Below are 18,319 nucleotides of genomic sequence, written 5' to 3'. Positions count from 1 at the left end.
GGGCGACAACGTGTCGATCACGGTGAAGCTGATCGCTCCGATCGCGATGGAAGAAGGTCTGCGCTTCGCAATCCGCGAAGGCGGCCGTACGGTCGGCGCCGGCGTCGTCGCCAAGATCATCGAGTAAGCCAGTTATTCGTTGATCGACAGTTTTGGGGCTGGCAACAGCCAGCCCCAGCATGGTTTAGGGGTATAGCTCAACTGGCAGAGCGTCGGTCTCCAAAACCGAAGGTTGGGGGTTCGATTCCCTCTGCCCCTGCCAAAAAATAGCCACGTGTCCTACGTGGCATTTGTTTTAAGGTGTTATGGCGAATCCATCCGTCGAAACTGTAAATACCTCCGGCGATAAGCTGATGCTGGCCCTGGGCGTATTGCTGGTCTTGGCCGGATTCGTGGGCTTCTTCTGGCTGGCCAATCAGCAGTGGTATGTCCGCGGTGCCGCGTTGGCGGTAGGTATCATCGCCGGCGTGGCCGTCGGGCTGATGTCCGCCCCTGGCAAGAGCCTTATCGCCTTTGCCAAGGATTCGTACAAGGAAGTCCGGAAGGTCGTTTGGCCCACCCGCAAGGAAGCAACGCAAACCACACTCGTCGTGTTCGGTTTCGTGCTCGTGATGGCGATTTTCCTCTGGTTGAGTGACAAATCGATCGAATGGGTGATTTTCTCGGCGATTCTGGGTTGGAAATGATATGAGCGATACTCCGGCATCCCCGAGCGGAAAGCGTTGGTACGTCGTGCACGCCTACTCCGGTATGGAGAAGAGCGTGCAACGCGCGCTTCAAGAGCGCATCGAACGTGCTGGCATGCAGGACAAATTCGGTCAGATCCTGGTTCCGACCGAAGAAGTGGTCGAAGTCAAAGGCGGCCACAAGGCTGTGACCGAGCGTCGTTTCTTCCCTGGCTACGTGCTGGTGGAGATGGAAATGACGGACGAAACGTGGCACCTCGTGAAGAACACCGCGAAGGTCACCGGTTTCGTCGGCGGTGCACGTAACCGCCCGACCCCGATTTCCCCGAAGGAAGTCGAAAAGATCATGTCGCAGATGCAGGAAGGCGTCGAAAAGCCGCGCCCGAAGACCCTGTTCGAAGTCGGCGAGATGGTGCGTGTCAAGGAAGGCCCGTTCACGGACTTCAACGGCACCGTCGAAGAAGTCAACTACGAAAAATCGCGCGTGCGTGTGTCGGTCACCATCTTTGGCCGATCCACTCCGGTCGAACTCGAGTTCGGCCAGGTCGAAAAAGTTTGATCCCGATTCGGTGGGCAGCCTCGGCTGCCCACCTTCGCGCTTACGGCCCGCGTCATGGCCGTTGAGGAGCGTCAGTAGCCAACGGCGAAAGCGCGTTATTACTCACCGAACGCCTTCTCTGGCGTTCCAATGAGGTTCACAAATGGCAAAGAAGATTATCGGCTTTATCAAGCTGCAGATCCCTGCAGGTAAAGCCAACCCGTCGCCGCCGGTCGGTCCGGCACTGGGCCAGCGCGGCCTGAACATCATGGAGTTCTGCAAAGCGTTCAACGCGCAGACTCAAGGCATGGAGCCGGGTCTGCCGGTGCCGGTGGTCATCACGGCATTCGCTGACAAGAGCTTCACGTTCGTGATGAAGACGCCGCCGGCGACCGTCCTGATCAAGAAGGCGGCGAAGGTGGACAAGGGCTCGAGCAAGCCGCACACCGACAAGGTCGGTTCGATCACGCGCGCTCAAGCTGAAGAAATCGCGAAGACCAAGATGCCGGACCTTACGGCAGCTGATCTGGACGCAGCCGTTCGCACCATCGCTGGTAGCGCACGCTCGATGGGCATCACTGTGGAGGGCGTGTAAATGGCTAAGATCTCCAAGCGCCGTCAGGCATTTGCTGCCAAGGTTGATCGTCAGAAGCTGTACGCGATCGAAGACGCACTGAGCCTCGTGAAGGAATGCGCGAGCGCGAAGTTCGACGAGTCGATCGACGTCGCAGTCCAGCTCGGCATCGATGCGAAGAAGTCGGACCAGGTCGTTCGTGGTTCGGTCGTTCTGCCGGCAGGTACGGGCAAGTCGGTTCGCGTTGCTGTGTTCGCGCAAGGCGAAAAGGCTGAGCAAGCTCGTGCAGCAGGCGCAGAAATCGTCGGTATGGAAGACCTGGCAGAGCAGATCAAGGCTGGCCAGATGGACTTCGACATCGTGATCGCTTCGCCGGACACGATGCGTATCGTCGGTACGCTCGGTCAGATCCTCGGCCCGCGCGGCCTGATGCCGAACCCGAAGGTCGGTACGGTCACGCCGGACGTCGCAACCGCCGTCAAGAACGCGAAGGCTGGTCAGGTGCAATTCCGTGTCGACAAGGCCGGTATCATCCACGCGACCATCGGCCGTGCATCGTTCGAACCGACCGCACTGCGTTCGAACCTGTCGGCGCTGATCGAAGCGCTGCAGAAGGCTAAGCCGGCAACGAGCAAGGGCGTCTACCTGCGCAAGATCGCACTGTCGAGCACGATGGGCGTTGGCGTGCGTGTCGACCAGGCTACGCTGGCAGCACAGTAAGCAAGTATTCGGGCCGCTTCGTTCGCGAAGCGGCCTACATGGGCTTTGGGCGGTTGTTCGTGCAGCAGGGCGAACAACCGGTTATCAAAGACCGTTGGTGGGGCGCAGCAGTCAGGTGATCCCTTAATTCAAGCCAACGCAGATGGCGAACCCGAAAAAGTTTTGCAGTGGTGAAGCCGCAGGCCGTGAAGCGATTCCCGGCGTGAGGTGGAAATACTCCTAACGAGGTCGGACGCCGTTGTTGAACGAGGTACGTGAGGTTTCATGCCGAGCGTATCGTTTCTGGAGGCTAACCGTGCCGCTTAATAGAGAAGACAAGCAAGCCGTCGTCGCTGAGGTTTCCGCGCAAGTCGCGAAGGCCCAGACCGTTGTGCTGGCTGAGTATCGTGGAATTGCGGTTGGCGATCTGACCAAGCTGCGCGCGAAAGCGCGTGAGCAACAGGTTTACCTGCGCGTGTTGAAGAACACGCTGGCGCGTCGCGCTGTTGAAGGTACGCCGTTTGCTCCGCTGGCAGAGCAGATGACTGGCCCGTTGATCTACGGCATCTCGGAAGATGCAATTGCTGCTGCTAAGGTCGTCAACGACTTCAGCAAGAGCAATGACAAGTTGGTCATCAAGGCTGGTTCGTTCGATGGCAAGGTGATGGACAAGGCTGGCGTGCAAGCGCTGGCAAGCATCCCGAGCCGCGAAGAACTGCTCTCGAAGCTGCTGTTCGTTATGCAATCGCCTGTTTCGGGCTTCGCGCGTGCTCTGGCCGCGCTGGCCGAGAAGAAGCAAGCGGAAGCTGCGTAATCGAACGTGCATCAGCGTCATTGATCGCTGGCTGTATCCGAATTCAATTTAGGAGTATTTCAAATGGCAATCGCAAAAGAAGACATCCTGGCAGCAGTCGAAGGGATGACCGTTCTGGAACTGAACGAACTGGTCAAGGCATTCGAAGAGAAGTTTGGCGTGTCGGCAGCTGCAGTGGCAGTCGCTGGCCCGGCAGGCGGCGGCGCAGCTGCTGCAGCAGAAGAGAAGACCGAATTCACGGTCGTTCTGGCTGAAGCAGGCAGCAACAAGGTTGCAGTCATCAAGGCAGTTCGCGAACTGACGGGCCTGGGCCTGAAGGAAGCGAAGGACGTCGTTGACGGCGCACCGAAGGCTGTCAAGGAAGGCGTCGACAAGGCTGCTGCTGAAGAAGCCAAGAAGAAGCTGGAAGACGCAGGCGCGAAGGTCGAAGTCAAGTAAGTTTCGGCGCGCTGTGCGAAGGCTGGCGGTATTTACACCGCCGGCCTTTTTGTGCTTTGTGGGGACGTTATTCTGGCACTCATTCGGGAGCCCGAATAATCGGCCCCAGAAGCCAAAGAAAACCGCCTGATCGTTGTCATTGATCACGAATGGCGGTTCTCTTTGTCTTCTGAAGCGACTGCAGAAGGCAAGTTTGGTCGGGTAGCGGGCAACACAGGCATCCGCTGCCGTCAGCCAGCGGTTGGTAGCGGCCAACCACCAAGCTTCTCGGCTCGTTCAAGCCGTCGGACGGCCATCGGGTCTCAGTCGGTGAACACTCGGGTTTGAAACGTCGAGGTATTCCGCCTCGATAGCACCCGCCGTGATTCGGAGATCGTATGCAATATTCCTTCACCGAGAAGAAGCGCATTCGCAAGAGTTTCGCGAAGCGCCCCATCGTTCACCAAGTTCCTTTCTTGCTGGCTACCCAGCTTGAATCATTCAGCACGTTTCTGCAAGCCGATGTGCCGGCCACGCAACGCAAGCCTGAAGGTTTGCAGGCCGCGTTCACGTCGGTATTTCCCATTGTTTCGCACAACGGTTTCGCGCGCCTCGAGTTCGTGAGCTATGCGTTGTCCGCGCCGGCATTCAACATCAAGGAATGCCAGCAGCGTGGCCTGACGTACTGCTCCGCGCTGCGCGCGAAGGTCCGCCTTGTCATCCTCGACAAGGAATCGCCGAACAAGCCGGTCGTCAAGGAAGTGAAAGAGCAGGAAGTGTACATGGGCGAAATGCCGCTCATGACGCCGACGGGCTCGTTCGTCATCAACGGCACCGAGCGTGTCATCGTCTCGCAGCTGCACCGTTCGCCGGGCGTGTTCTTCGAACACGACAAGGGCAAGACGCACAGCTCGGGCAAGCTGCTGTTCTCGGCACGGATCATTCCGTACCGCGGCTCGTGGCTCGACTTCGAATTCGACCCGAAGGACATCCTGTACTTCCGCGTCGACCGTCGCCGCAAGATGCCGGTCACGATCCTGCTGAAGGCCATCGGCCTCACGCCGGAACAGATCCTCGCGAACTTCTTCGTGTTCGACAACTTCACGCTGATGGACGAAGGCGCGCAACTCGAGTTCGTGCCCGAGCGCCTGCGTGGTGAAGTCGCGCGTTTCGACATCACGGATCGTGATGGCAAGGTCATCGTCCAGAAGGACAAGCGGATCAACGCGAAGCACATTCGCGACCTCGAAGCCGCGAAGACCAAGTTCATCTCGGTGCCGGAAGACTATCTGCTCGGCCGCGTGCTGGCGAAGAACGTCGTCGACGGCGATACCGGCGAAGTGATCGCGAGCGCGAACGACGAAGTCACGGAAAGCGTGCTCGAGAAGCTGCGCGAAGCGGGCATCAAGGACATCCAGACGCTCTACACGAACGATCTGGACCAGGGCCCGTACATCTCGTCGACGCTGCGTGTCGACGAAACGACCGACAAGACGGCCGCGCGCATCGCGATCTACCGCATGATGCGTCCGGGCGAGCCGCCGACCGAAGAAGCGGTCGAGGCACTGTTCAACCGTCTGTTCTACAGCGAAGAAGCGTACGACCTGTCGAAGGTCGGCCGTATGAAGTTCAACCGCCGCGTCAGCCGTGACGAGATCACCGGCCCGATGACGCTGCAGGACGACGACATCCTCGCGACGATCAAGATCCTCGTCGAGCTGCGCAACGGCAAGGGCGAAGTGGACGACATCGACCACCTCGGCAACCGTCGTGTGCGTTGCGTCGGCGAACTGGCGGAAAACCAGTTCCGCGCGGGTCTCGTGCGTGTCGAACGCGCGGTCAAGGAACGCCTCGGCCAGGCCGAAAGCGAAAACCTGATGCCGCACGACCTGATCAACTCGAAGCCGATTTCGTCGGCGATCCGCGAGTTCTTCGGTTCGTCGCAGCTGTCGCAGTTTATGGACCAGACCAACCCGCTGTCGGAAATCACGCACAAGCGCCGTGTTTCCGCACTGGGCCCGGGCGGTCTGACGCGCGAGCGCGCAGGCTTCGAAGTCCGCGACGTGCACCCGACCCACTATGGCCGCGTGTGCCCGATCGAAACGCCGGAAGGTCCGAACATCGGTCTGATCAACTCGCTCGCACTGTATGCGCACCTGAACGAGTATGGCTTCCTCGAGACGCCGTACCGCAAGGTCGTGGACAGCAAGGTGACCGACCAGATCGACTACCTGTCGGCGATCGAAGAAGGCCGCTACATGATCGCGCAGGCAAACGCCGCGATCGACGAGAACGGCCAGCTGATCGACGAACTCGTGTCGTCGCGTGAAGCCGGCGAAACGATGATGGTCACGCCGGACCGTATCCAGTACATGGACGTTGCGCCGTCGCAGATCGTGTCGGTGGCAGCTTCGCTGATTCCGTTCCTTGAACACGATGACGCGAACCGTGCACTGATGGGTTCGAACATGCAGCGTCAGGCCGTGCCGTGTCTGCGTCCGGAAAAGCCGGTCGTCGGTACGGGCATCGAGCGCACCTGTGCGGTCGACTCGGGTACGACGGTTCAGGCGTTCCGTGGCGGCGTCGTCGACTATGTCGACGCAGGCCGTATCGTGATTCGCGTGAACGACGACGAAGCAGTCGCAGGTGAAGTCGGTGTCGACATCTACAACCTGATCAAGTACACGCGTTCGAACCAGAACACGAACATCAACCAGCGTCCGATCGTGAAGATGGGCGACAAGGTCTCGCGCGGCGACGTGCTGGCCGACGGCGCCTCGACGGACCTGGGCGAGCTCGCGCTCGGCCAGAACATGCTGATCGCGTTCATGCCGTGGAACGGCTACAACTTCGAGGATTCGATCCTGATCTCGGAGAAGGTCGTTGCGGACGATCGCTACACGTCGATCCACATCGAAGAGCTGAACGTCGTTGCACGCGACACGAAGCTCGGGCCGGAAGAAATCACGCGCGACATCTCGAACCTGGCTGAAGTCCAGCTCGGCCGTCTCGACGAATCGGGCATCGTGTACATCGGTGCGGAAGTCGAAGCGGGCGACGTGATGGTCGGCAAGGTCACGCCGAAGGGTGAGACCCAGCTGACGCCGGAAGAGAAGCTGCTGCGCGCCATTTTCGGCGAGAAGGCTTCGGACGTGAAGGACACGTCGCTGCGCGTGCCGTCGGGCATGAGCGGCACCGTGATCGACGTTCAGGTGTTCACGCGTGAAGGCATCCAGCGCGACAAGCGTGCGCAACAGATCATCGACGACGAACTGAAGCGCTACCGTCTCGACCTGAACGACCAGCTGCGCATCGTGGAAGGCGACGCGTTCCAGCGTCTCGCACGCATGCTCGTGGGCAAGGTCGCGAACGGCGGTCCGAAGAAGCTCGCGAAGGGCACGAAGATCGACCAGGCTTACCTGGAAGACCTCGACCACTACCACTGGTTCGACATCCGCCTCGCGGACGACGAAGCAGCGGCGCAGCTCGAAGCGATCAAGAACTCGATCGAAGAAAAGCGTCACCAGTTCGACCTCGCGTTCGAAGAGAAGCGCAAGAAGCTCACGCAAGGCGACGAACTGCCGCCGGGCGTGCTGAAGATGGTCAAGGTGTACCTCGCGGTCAAGCGTCGCCTGCAGCCTGGCGACAAGATGGCAGGCCGTCACGGTAACAAGGGTGTCGTGTCGAAGATCGTCCCGATCGAAGACATGCCGTACATGGCCGATGGCCGTCCGGCAGACGTCGTGCTGAACCCGCTGGGCGTTCCGTCGCGGATGAACGTGGGTCAGGTTCTGGAAGTGCACCTCGGTTGGGCCGCGAAGGGCCTCGGCTGGCGTATCGGCGAAATGCTGCAGCGTCAGGCGAAGATCGAGGAAATGCGCGTGTTCCTCACGAAGATCTACAACGACTCGGGTCGCCAGGAAGATCTGGAAAGCTTCACCGACGAAGAGATCCTCGAACTCGCGAAGAACCTGCGCGAAGGCGTGCCGTTCGCAACGCCGGTGTTTGACGGTGCGACCGAGGAAGAAATGGGCAAGATGCTCGACCTCGCGTTCCCGGACGACATCGCTGAACAGCTCGGCATGAACCCGTCGAAGAACCAGGTCCGTCTGTACGACGGCCGCACGGGTGAAATGTTCGAACGTCGCGTGACGCTCGGCTACATGCACTACCTGAAGCTGCACCACTTGGTCGACGACAAGATGCACGCGCGTTCGACCGGCCCGTACTCGCTCGTCACGCAGCAGCCGCTGGGTGGTAAGGCGCAGTTCGGTGGCCAGCGTTTCGGTGAAATGGAAGTGTGGGCACTCGAAGCGTACGGCGCGTCCTACGTGCTGCAGGAAATGCTGACGGTGAAGTCGGACGACGTGAACGGCCGGACCAAGGTCTATGAGAACCTGGTCAAGGGCGATCACGTGATCGATGCAGGCATGCCGGAATCCTTCAACGTGCTCGTGAAGGAAATCCGCTCGCTCGGTATCGATATCGATCTCGACCGCAATTAATCGGACTACGGAGAGAAAGCAATGAAAGCTCTGCTCGATCTATTCAAGCAAGTCCAACAGGAAGAAGTTTTCGACGCGATCAAGATCGGTCTGGCCTCGCCGGACAAGATCCGTTCGTGGTCGTTCGGTGAAGTGAAGAAGCCGGAGACCATCAACTACCGTACGTTCAAGCCGGAACGCGATGGTCTCTTCTGCGCGAAGATCTTCGGGCCGATCAAGGACTACGAGTGCCTGTGCGGCAAGTACAAGCGTCTGAAGCACCGCGGCGTGATCTGCGAGAAGTGCGGCGTCGAAGTGACGCTGGCGAAGGTGCGTCGCGAACGCATGGGCCACATCGAGCTGGCCTCGCCGGTCGCTCACATCTGGTTCCTGAAGTCGCTGCCGTCGCGTCTGGGCATGGTGCTCGACATGACGCTGCGCGACATCGAACGCGTGCTGTACTTCGAAGCCTACGTGGTGATCGAACCGGGCATGACGCCGCTGAAGGCGCGGCAGATCATGACCGAAGAGGATTACTACAACAAGGTCGAGGAATACGGCGACGAATTCCGTGCCGAAATGGGCGCGGAAGGCGTGCGTGAACTGCTGCGCGCGATCAACATCGACGAGCAGGTCGAGACGCTGCGCACCGAGCTGAAGAACACCGGCTCGGAAGCGAAGATCAAGAAGTACGCGAAGCGCCTGAAGGTCCTCGAGGCATTCCAGCGTTCGGGCATCAAGCCCGAGTGGATGATCCTCGAAGTGCTGCCGGTGCTGCCGCCGGAACTGCGTCCGCTCGTGCCGCTGGACGGCGGCCGTTTCGCGACGTCGGACCTGAACGACCTGTATCGCCGCGTGATCAACCGTAACAACCGGTTGAAGCGTCTGCTCGAGCTGAAGGCCCCTGAAATCATCGTCCGCAACGAAAAGCGGATGCTGCAGGAAGCCGTCGACTCGCTGCTCGACAACGGTCGTCGCGGCAAGGCGATGACGGGCGCGAACAAGCGTCCGCTGAAGTCGCTCGCCGACATGATCAAGGGTAAGGGCGGTCGTTTCCGTCAGAACCTGCTGGGCAAGCGCGTCGACTACTCGGGCCGTTCGGTCATCGTGGTCGGCCCGACGCTGAAGCTGCACCAGTGCGGTCTGCCGAAGCTGATGGCGCTCGAGCTGTTCAAGCCGTTCATCTTCAACAAGCTGGAAGTGATGGGCGTTGCGACGACCATCAAGGCTGCGAAGAAGGAAGTCGAGAACCAGACGCCGGTGGTGTGGGACATCCTCGAAGAGGTGATCCGCGAGCACCCGGTGATGCTGAACCGTGCGCCGACGCTGCACCGTCTCGGTATCCAGGCGTTCGAGCCGGTGCTGATCGAAGGTAAGGCAATCCAGCTGCACCCGCTCGTCTGCGCGGCGTTCAACGCCGACTTCGACGGTGACCAGATGGCTGTTCACGTGCCGCTGTCGCTCGAAGCGCAGATGGAAGCGCGCACGCTGATGCTGGCGTCGAACAACGTGCTGTTCCCGGCCAACGGCGATCCGTCGATCGTGCCGTCGCAGGATATCGTGCTGGGTCTGTACTACGCGACCCGCGAAGCGGTCAATGCGAAGGGCGAAGGCCTGTCGTTCACCGGCGTGTCGGAAGTGCTCCGCGCGTACGAGAACAAGGAAGTCGAGCTGGCCTCGCGCGTCAACGTGCGGATCACCGAAATGGTCCACAACGAAGACACGTCGGAAGGCGCGCCGCAATTCGTGCCGAAGATCTCGCTGTACGCGACGACCGTCGGTCGCGCGATCCTGTCGGAGATCCTGCCGCACGGCCTGCCGTTCTCGGTGCTGAACAAGCCGCTGAAGAAGAAGGAAATCTCGCGCCTGATCAACACGGCGTTCCGCAAGTGCGGTCTGCGCGCGACGGTGGTGTTCGCCGATCAGCTGATGCAGTCGGGTTTCCGTCTCGCGACGCGCGCCGGCATCTCGATCTGCGTGGACGACATGCTCGTGCCGCCGCAGAAGGAAACGATCGTCGGCGACGCCGCGAAGAAGGTGAAGGAGTACGACCGCCAGTACATGTCGGGTCTCGTCACCGCGCAGGAACGCTACAACAACGTGGTCGACATCTGGTCGGCAACGTCGGAAGCGGTCGGCAAGGCGATGATGGAGCAGCTGTCGACGGAGCCGGTGACGGACCGCGACGGCAACGCCACCCGCCAGGAGTCGTTCAACTCGATCTACATGATGGCCGACTCGGGCGCCCGGGGTTCGGCGGTGCAGATTCGTCAGCTGGCCGGTATGCGTGGCCTGATGGCGAAGCCGGACGGCTCGATTATCGAGACGCCGATTACTGCGAACTTCCGCGAAGGCCTGAACGTGTTGCAGTACTTCATCTCGACCCACGGTGCACGTAAGGGTCTGGCTGATACGGCACTGAAGACCGCGAACTCGGGTTACCTGACGCGTCGTCTCGTCGACGTCACGCAGGATCTGGTCGTGGTGGAAGACGATTGCGGCACGTCGAACGGCGTGGCAATGAAGGCACTCGTTGAAGGCGGTGAAGTCGTCGAAGCGCTGCGTGACCGTATCCTCGGCCGCGTTGCGGTCGCGGACGTCGTGAACCCGGAAACGCAGGAAACGGTGTACGAATCGGGCATGCTGCTCGACGAAACGGCGGTCGAGGAAATCGAACGCCTCGGCATCGACGAAGTGCGCGTGCGCACGCCGCTGACCTGCGAAACGCGTTACGGCCTGTGCGCAGCCTGCTACGGCCGTGACCTCGGCCGCGGCTCGCTCGTGAACGTCGGCGAAGCAGTCGGCGTGATCGCGGCACAGTCGATCGGTGAGCCGGGCACGCAGCTGACGATGCGTACGTTCCACATCGGTGGTGCGGCATCGCGTGCGGCAGTGGCTTCGTCGGTCGAAGCGAAGAGCAACGGTATCGTGCGCTTCACGGCGACGATGCGTTACGTCACCAACGCGAAGGGCGAGCAGATCGTCATTTCGCGCTCGGGCGAAGCGCTGATCACCGACGACTTCGGCCGCGAGCGCGAGCGTCACAAAGTGCCGTACGGCGCAACGCTGCTGCAGCTCGATGGCGTGACCATCAAGGCCGGCACGCAGCTCGCGACGTGGGATCCGATGACGCGTCCGATCATCACCGAGTACGGTGGTACGGTGAAGTTCGAGAACGTCGAGGAAGGCGTGACCGTCGCGAAGCAGATCGACGACGTGACCGGTCTGTCGACCCTGGTCGTGATCGACGTGAAGCGCCGCGGTTCGCAGGCTTCGAAGAGCGTGCGTCCGCAGGTGAAGCTGCTCGACGCGAACGGCGACGAAGTGAAGATCCCGGGCACGGAGCATGCGGTGCAGATCGGCTTCCAGGTCGGCGCACTGATCACCGTGAAGGACGGTCAGCAAGTGCAGGTCGGTGAAGTGCTCGCACGTATCCCGACGGAAGCGCAGAAGACGCGTGACATTACCGGCGGTCTGCCGCGGGTGGCGGAACTGTTCGAAGCGCGTTCGCCGAAGGATGCCGGCATTCTCGCGGAAGTCACCGGTACGACGTCGTTCGGTAAGGACACGAAGGGCAAGCAGCGTCTCGTCATCACGGATCTCGAGGGCAACCAGCACGAGTTCCTGATCGCGAAGGAAAAGCAGGTTCTGGTTCACGATGCTCAGGTCGTCAACAAGGGCGAAATGATCGTGGACGGTCCGGCCGATCCGCACGACATCCTGCGTCTGCAGGGTATCGAGGCGCTGTCGCGCTACATCGTCGACGAAGTGCAGGACGTGTATCGTCTGCAGGGCGTGAAGATCAACGACAAGCACATCGAGGTGATCGTTCGCCAGATGCTGCGTCGTGTGCAGATCACCGACAACGGCGATACGCGCTTCATCCCGGGCGAACAGGTCGAGCGTTCCGACATGCTGGACGAGAACGATCGCATGATCGCCGAGGACAAGCGTCCGGCTTCGTACGACAACGTGCTGCTCGGTATCACGAAGGCATCGCTGTCGACCGACTCGTTCATCTCCGCGGCATCGTTCCAGGAAACGACCCGCGTGCTGACCGAAGCGGCGATCATGGGCAAGCGCGACGATCTGCGTGGCCTGAAGGAAAACGTGATCGTCGGCCGTCTGATTCCGGCCGGTACGGGTCTCGCGTTCCACAAGGCACGCAAGGCGAAGGAATCGTCGGATCGCGAGCGTTTCGACCAGATCGCAGCGGAAGAGGCATTCGACTTCGGCACGCCGAGCGCGCCGGCAGAAGAGCCGCAGCAACACCCGGCAGCCGAGTAAGCGCGGGCGGCGCGAGCCGCCTTGCCTTGCTGTCATCGCTGTCATCGAAACCGCCCGGTTCTGCCGGGCGGTTTTTTTTCATCTGTCGTTCTCGCGCATGATGGACTTGTGCCGTGCCGCCGGCGGTTGCTTGCGAGCCAGGCGCCGCCTGCCTGCAGGTGCCGCCGCAGCCGTCGCAATCACTCGCAACGCGGCCTTGGCAGGCCCGTCATGCGCGCGAACGAACCCTGGCCAACCGGCCAAAACTGCACGATTCGCCACGCGTCGCGCGAGCGGGTTGTTAAAATTGCGGTCATCGTTTAGCCGTCTCTGCCCTCATTCATGTCCCGCGCCCTCGAAATCCTCGACGAAGTATTTGGTTACCCCGCATTTCGCGGCCAGCAGGGCGAGATCGTCGAACACGTCGCCGGCGGTGGCGATTGCCTCGTGCTGATGCCGACCGGCGGCGGCAAGTCGCTGTGCTACCAGATTCCGGCGCTGCTGCGCCGCGAGGCCGGGCAGGGCGCGGGCATCGTCGTGTCGCCGCTGATCGCGCTGATGCAGGATCAGGTCGCCGCACTCAGCGAAGTCGGCGTGCGCGCGGCGTACCTGAATTCGACACTGTCGGGTGCCGAGGCCGCGGCGACCGAGCGCGCGCTGCGCGAAGGCGAAATCGACCTGCTGTACGTCGCGCCGGAACGGCTGATGACGGGGCGCTTCCTCGACCTGCTCGAGCGCGCGAAGATCGGCCTGTTCGCGATCGACGAGGCGCATTGCGTGTCGCAATGGGGGCACGATTTCCGCCCGGAATACATCCAGCTGTCGGTGCTGCACGAGCGGTTCCCGTCGGTGCCGCGCGTCGCGCTGACCGCCACGGCCGATGCCATCACGCGCGACGAGATCATCCACCGTCTCGCGCTCGACGACGCGCGCGTGTTCGTGTCGAGCTTCGATCGCCCGAACATCCGCTACCGGATCGTCGAAAAGGACAACGCGCGTTCGCAACTGCTCGATTTCATCCGCGCCGAACACACGAATGCCGACGGTACGACGGATGCAGGCGTCGTTTATTGCCTGTCGCGCCGCAAGGTCGAGGAAACGGCCGAGTGGCTGAAGGCGCAGGGCGTGCGTGCGCTGCCGTATCACGCAGGGATGGAGTTCGAGGTGCGGCAGAAGCACCAGGAAATGTTCCAGCGCGAGGAAGGCATCGTGATGTGCGCGACGATTGCGTTCGGCATGGGCATCGACAAGCCGGACGTGCGCTTCGTCGCACACCTGGATCTGCCGAAGAGCGTCGAAGGGTACTACCAGGAAACGGGCCGTGCCGGTCGCGACGGGATGCCCGCGAATGCGTGGATGGCGTATGGCCTCGGCGACGTCGTCCAGCAGCGCAAGATGATCGACGAGTCCGATGCGGATGACGCACACAAGCGCGTCCAGACGTCGAAGCTCGATGCGCTGCTCGGGCTGTGCGAGACGATCTCGTGCCGCCGCGTGCGGCTGCTGAACTACTTCGGCGAAGAGAGCAAGCCGTGCGGCAACTGCGACACGTGCCTCGAGCCGCCCGCTTCGTGGGATGCCACGCGTGAGGCGCAGATGGCGCTGTCGTGCGTGTTCCGCGCGCAGCGCGCGAGCGGCTTCAATTTCGGCTCGAGCCACCTGATCGAGATCCTGCGCGGCGGGCGCACCGAGAAGGTGTTGCAGCGCGGCCACGACCAGCTCACGACGTTCGGCATCGGCGCGTCGCTGTCGGAGCCGGAGTGGCGCGCGATTTTCCGTCAGCTCGTCGCGTACGGCTACCTGGCCGTCGATCATGGCGGCTTCGGCGCGCTCGTGCTGACCGAGGCCGCGAAGCCCGTGCTGAAGAACGAGGAGAAGGTCACGCTGCGCCGCTACGTGAAGCCGCAGCGTACGCGTCAGTCGTCGAGCCGCAGCGGTACGCGCGTCGATCCGACGGCCGGCATGGGCACGCGTGAGCGCGCACGGTGGGATGCGCTGCGCGCATGGCGTGCGGAAACCGCGAAGACGGACGGCGTGCCGGCCTACGTGATCTTCCACGACGCGACGCTCGCCGAGATCGCACGCAATGCGCCAGAGTCGATCGACGACCTGCGCCATATCCCCGGCATGGGCGTGCGCAAGCTGGAGCGCTTCGGCGACGAGATCATCGACGTCGTCGAGTCGGCCTGACACAGGCGTTCCGACCCTTCCGGTAAACCACACGTCCGGCTGGCGAATCACGCAAGCCGTTGACTTAGTTGGTATTTCCGGAATATGATGCTGGGTTCCGGTATTCGGTGGGCCGAGTTGCGTTCGAAAGTTCGCCCCGTTTCGCCGGTTCGGAAGTCAACTGTGCGCCGATTCTCGCTTTGCCCGAAATCGATGCGCAGATTTTGTTCAATTTCAGGAATAAACAATGCCAACCATCAACCAACTGGTTCGCAAAGGCCGTCAGTCGGAAACGACGAAGAGCAAGAGCCCGGCCCTGCAGGACTGCCCCCAGCGTCGCGGCGTGTGCACCCGTGTGTACACGACGACGCCGAAGAAGCCGAACTCGGCACTCCGTAAGGTCGCCAAGGTTCGTCTGACGAACGGCTTCGAAGTGATTTCGTACATCGGCGGTGAAGGCCACAACCTGCAGGAACACTCGGTTGTGCTGATCCGCGGCGGCCGTGTGAAGGACTTGCCGGGTGTGCGTTACCACATGGTTCGCGGCTCGCTGGATACCCAGGGCGTCAAGGACCGTAAGCAAGCGCGCTCGAAGTACGGCGCGAAGCGTGCAAAGGCTGCCAAGTAAGCAGTTTTTGATCAGGGATCGCCGCAGGGCGGTCAAGGCGGGAGTGCCGGATTGCCGGTGCTGTCGAGTAAGTGGTCACCCGGCCAAGCTGGTTAGTCGTGAAGATGTGATCGGGTTTGTTGGTGGCCGCGGAGCTGGAACCAGCTCCAACTGAACAAGTAAAGGAAGAATCATGCCGCGTCGTCGCGAAGTCCCCAAGCGGGAAGTGTTGCCGGATCCGAAGTTCGGTAACGTTGATGTAGCCAAGTTCATGAACATGCTGATGCTGTCCGGCAAGAAGTCGGTCGCAGAGCGCATCGTTTATGGCGCATTCGAACAAATCCAGACCAAGGGTGGCAAGGACCCGCTGGAAGTGTTCACGGTTGCGCTCAACAACGTCAAGCCGGTGGTCGAAGTGAAGAGCCGTCGCGTTGGTGGTGCCAACTATCAAGTTCCGGTCGAAGTGCGCCCGTCGCGTCGTATGGCATTGGCGATGCGCTGGCTGCGTGAGGCTGCGAAGAAGCGTAGCGAGAAGTCGATGGCCCTGCGCCTGGCAGGTGAACTCTCCGAAGCGGCCGAAGGCCGTGGCGGCGCGATGAAGAAGCGCGACGAAGTTCACCGCATGGCAGAAGCCAACCGCGCGTTCTCGCATTTCCGTTTCTAAGCGCCTGGCTGGGCTTTTAGCGGAAATAAATTCCGGGCGGGTGCGCTTTTCAGGCGCCTCGCCCGTTTGTGTTGAAGCACGATGCAGCGGCGCTGCATCGCGTCATCCCAGTAGAGGATCAAAGTGGCTCGCAAGACTCCTATCGAGCGCTACCGCAATATCGGTATTAGCGCTCACATCGACGCCGGCAAAACGACGACGACCGAGCGCATTCTGTTTTACACCGGTGTGAACCACAAGATCGGTGAAGTCCACGACGGCGCAGCCACGATGGACTGGATGGAGCAGGAACAGGAGCGTGGCATCACGATCACGTCCGCTGCTACCACGGCCTTCTGGAAGGGCATGGGCGGCAACTATCCGGAACACCGCATCAACATCATCGACACCCCGGGCCACGTCGACTTCACGATTGAAGTCGAGCGCTCGATGCGCGTGCTCGACGGCGCGTGCATGGTGTACTGCGCAGTGGGCGGCGTGCAGCCGCAGTCGGAAACGGTGTGGCGCCAGGCGAACAAGTACAAGGTGCCGCGTCTCGCGTTCGTCAACAAGATGGACCGTACCGGCGCGAACTTCTTCAAGGTCTACGACCAGCTCCGTCTGCGCCTGAAGGCGAACCCGGTTCCGGTCGTGGTGCCGATCGGCGCGGAAGAAGGCTTCAAGGGTGTCGTCGACCTGATCAAGATGAAGGCGATCATTTGGGACGAGGCATCGCAAGGTACCAAGTTCGACTACGTGGACATCCCGGCTGAACTCGTCGACACGTGCAATGAATGGCGCGAAAAGATGGTCGAAGCGGCTGCCGAGTCGAACGAAGACCTGATGAACAAGTACCTCGAAGCGGGCGAGCTGTCCGAAGCCGAGATCGTGAAGGGTCTGCGTGACCGTACGATCGCGTGCGAAATCCAGCCGATGCTGTGCGGTACCGCGTTCAAGAACAAGGGCGTGCAGCGTATGCTCGACGCCGTGATCGATTTCCTGCCGTCGCCGGTCGACATCCCGCCGGTTACGGGTGAACTCGAAAATGGCGAGAAGACGGAACGCCGTGCGTCCGACGACGAGAAGTTCTCGGCACTCGCGTTCAAGATCATGACCGACCCGTTCGTCGGCCAGCTGATCTTCTTCCGCGTCTACTCGGGCGTCGTCAATTCGGGCGACACGCTGCTCAATGCGACCAAGGACAAGAAGGAACGTCTCGGCCGTATTCTGCAGATGCACGCGAACCAGCGCGAAGAAATCAAGGAAGTTCGCGCAGGCGACATCGCTGCTGCGGTCGGCCTGAAGGAAGCGACCACGGGCGACACGCTGTGCGATCCGGCGCATCCGATCGTGCTCGAACGCATGATTTTCCCGGAGCCGGTGATTTCGCAGGCCGTCGAGCCGAAGACGAAGGCTGACCAGGAAAAGATGGGCCTGGCGCTCAACCGTCTCGCTCAGGAAGATCCGTCGTTCCGCGTGCAGACCGACGAAGAATCGGGTCAAACCATCATTTCGGGCATGGGCGAGCTCCACCTCGAAATTCTGGTCGACCGGATGAAGCGCGAATTCGGCGTCGAAGCGACCGTCGGCAAGCCGCAGGTGGCGTACCGCGAAACCATTCGCAAGTCGGCCGCGGACGTCGAAGGCAAGTTCGTCAAGCAGTCGGGTGGTCGTGGTCAGTACGGCCATGCGGTCATTACGCTCGAGCGCAGCGAACTGGGCAAGGGCTACGAGTTCGTCGACGCGATCAAGGGCGGCGTGATTCCGCGTGAATACATCCCGTCGGTTGACAAGGGTATCCAGGAAACGCTGAAGAGCGGCGTGCTGGCAGGCTTCCCGGTTGTCGACGTGAAGGTCACGCTGACGTTCGGTTCGTACCACGACGTCGACTCGAACGAAAATGCGTTCCGCATGGCTGGTTCGATGGCGTTCAAGGAAGCGATGCGTCGTGCGGATCCGGTTCTGCTCGAGCCGATGATGGCCGTGGAAGTGGAAACGCCGGAAGACTTCATGGGTAACGTGATGGGCGACCTGTCGGGTCGTCGCGGCATCATCCAGGGCATGGACGACATGGTGGGCGGCGGCAAGATCGTGCGCGCCGAAGTGCCGCTGTCGGAAATGTTCGGCTACTCGACGTCGCTGCGTTCGCTGACGCAGGGTCGCGCAACGTACACGATGGAATTCAAGCACTACGCTGAAGCTCCGAAGAACGTTGCAGAAGCGATCATCAGCGCGAAGACGAAGTAATTCGTTATCACAATCGATTATTTTTGAAAGAAGAGAATCATGGCAAAAGGTAAATTCGAGCGGACCAAGCCGCACGTGAACGTTGGTACGATTGGTCACGTTGACCACGGCAAGACGACGCTGACGGCAGCGATCACGACGGTTCTGACGAAGAAGTTCGGCGGCGAAGCGAAGG

General features: G+C 61.2%; 13 protein-coding genes, 1 tRNA gene and 1 pseudogene. All 15 read left to right on the top strand.

From position 1 onward, the window contains the following. Nucleotides 1-127: pseudogene (locus G3N61_RS32410) on the top strand (elongation factor Tu); the annotation flags it as partial. Between the two features lie 59 nt (nucleotides 128-186). Next, a tRNA-Trp gene (locus G3N61_RS32405) sits at nucleotides 187-262 on the top strand. Between the two features lie 43 nt (nucleotides 263-305). Continuing rightward, on the top strand, nucleotides 306-686 hold the full coding sequence (secE, locus tag G3N61_RS32400; RefSeq protein ID WP_006482892.1) for a preprotein translocase subunit SecE: 381 nt from the start codon (nucleotides 306-308) through the stop codon (nucleotides 684-686). 1 nt (nucleotide 687) lies between these two features. After that, nucleotides 688-1,245 carry a transcription termination/antitermination protein NusG gene (gene nusG, locus G3N61_RS32395; protein ID WP_006400672.1) on the top strand — a complete coding sequence of 186 codons (558 nt, stop codon included), beginning with the start codon at nucleotides 688-690 and terminating at the stop codon, nucleotides 1,243-1,245. 142 nt (nucleotides 1,246-1,387) lie between these two features. Then, the gene (gene rplK, locus G3N61_RS32390; protein WP_006477201.1) at nucleotides 1,388-1,819 is read left to right on the top strand and encodes a 50S ribosomal protein L11; all 432 of its coding nucleotides are present in this window, start codon (nucleotides 1,388-1,390) and stop codon (nucleotides 1,817-1,819) included. Beyond that, nucleotides 1,820-2,518 carry a 50S ribosomal protein L1 gene (gene rplA, locus G3N61_RS32385; RefSeq protein ID WP_006482906.1) on the top strand — a complete coding sequence of 233 codons (699 nt, stop codon included), beginning with the start codon at nucleotides 1,820-1,822 and terminating at the stop codon, nucleotides 2,516-2,518. It begins immediately after the preceding gene. Nucleotides 2,519-2,813: 295 nt separating this feature from the next. Further along, the gene (gene rplJ, locus G3N61_RS32380; RefSeq protein WP_021161756.1) at nucleotides 2,814-3,311 is read left to right on the top strand and encodes a 50S ribosomal protein L10; all 498 of its coding nucleotides are present in this window, start codon (nucleotides 2,814-2,816) and stop codon (nucleotides 3,309-3,311) included. A gap of 63 nt (nucleotides 3,312-3,374) precedes the next feature. Continuing rightward, nucleotides 3,375-3,749 carry a 50S ribosomal protein L7/L12 gene (gene rplL, locus G3N61_RS32375; protein ID WP_009687178.1) on the top strand — a complete coding sequence of 125 codons (375 nt, stop codon included), beginning with the start codon at nucleotides 3,375-3,377 and terminating at the stop codon, nucleotides 3,747-3,749. A 377-nt stretch (nucleotides 3,750-4,126) separates the two neighbouring features. Continuing rightward, nucleotides 4,127-8,233 carry a DNA-directed RNA polymerase subunit beta gene (gene rpoB, locus G3N61_RS32370; RefSeq protein ID WP_043191867.1) on the top strand — a complete coding sequence of 1,369 codons (4,107 nt, stop codon included), beginning with the start codon at nucleotides 4,127-4,129 and terminating at the stop codon, nucleotides 8,231-8,233. 21 nt (nucleotides 8,234-8,254) lie between these two features. After that, nucleotides 8,255-12,499 carry a DNA-directed RNA polymerase subunit beta' gene (gene rpoC / locus G3N61_RS32365; RefSeq protein WP_043191865.1) on the top strand — a complete coding sequence of 1,415 codons (4,245 nt, stop codon included), beginning with the start codon at nucleotides 8,255-8,257 and terminating at the stop codon, nucleotides 12,497-12,499. Between the two features lie 321 nt (nucleotides 12,500-12,820). Beyond that, nucleotides 12,821-14,668, top strand: coding sequence for a DNA helicase RecQ (gene recQ, locus G3N61_RS32360; protein ID WP_043191862.1), 1,848 nt, complete (start codon nucleotides 12,821-12,823; stop codon nucleotides 14,666-14,668). Nucleotides 14,669-14,894: 226 nt separating this feature from the next. Beyond that, nucleotides 14,895-15,275, top strand: coding sequence for a 30S ribosomal protein S12 (gene rpsL, locus G3N61_RS32355; protein ID WP_006400662.1), 381 nt, complete (start codon nucleotides 14,895-14,897; stop codon nucleotides 15,273-15,275). A gap of 172 nt (nucleotides 15,276-15,447) precedes the next feature. After that, nucleotides 15,448-15,918 carry a 30S ribosomal protein S7 gene (gene rpsG, locus G3N61_RS32350; protein WP_006477195.1) on the top strand — a complete coding sequence of 157 codons (471 nt, stop codon included), beginning with the start codon at nucleotides 15,448-15,450 and terminating at the stop codon, nucleotides 15,916-15,918. A 123-nt stretch (nucleotides 15,919-16,041) separates the two neighbouring features. Then, nucleotides 16,042-18,144 carry an elongation factor G gene (fusA, locus tag G3N61_RS32345; RefSeq protein WP_011350673.1) on the top strand — a complete coding sequence of 701 codons (2,103 nt, stop codon included), beginning with the start codon at nucleotides 16,042-16,044 and terminating at the stop codon, nucleotides 18,142-18,144. Between the two features lie 39 nt (nucleotides 18,145-18,183). Further along, on the top strand, nucleotides 18,184-18,319 hold a 136-nt coding region (locus G3N61_RS32340), incomplete at its 3' end, for a GTP-binding protein (RefSeq protein WP_233634994.1).

The sequence above is a fragment of the Burkholderia sp. Ac-20349 genome (genome assembly GCF_017104865.1).
Taxonomy (GTDB): domain Bacteria; phylum Pseudomonadota; class Gammaproteobacteria; order Burkholderiales; family Burkholderiaceae; genus Burkholderia; species Burkholderia aenigmatica.
The sequence above is the reverse complement of the archived record's forward strand: the minus strand, read 5'-3'. Positions and strand labels throughout refer to the sequence as shown.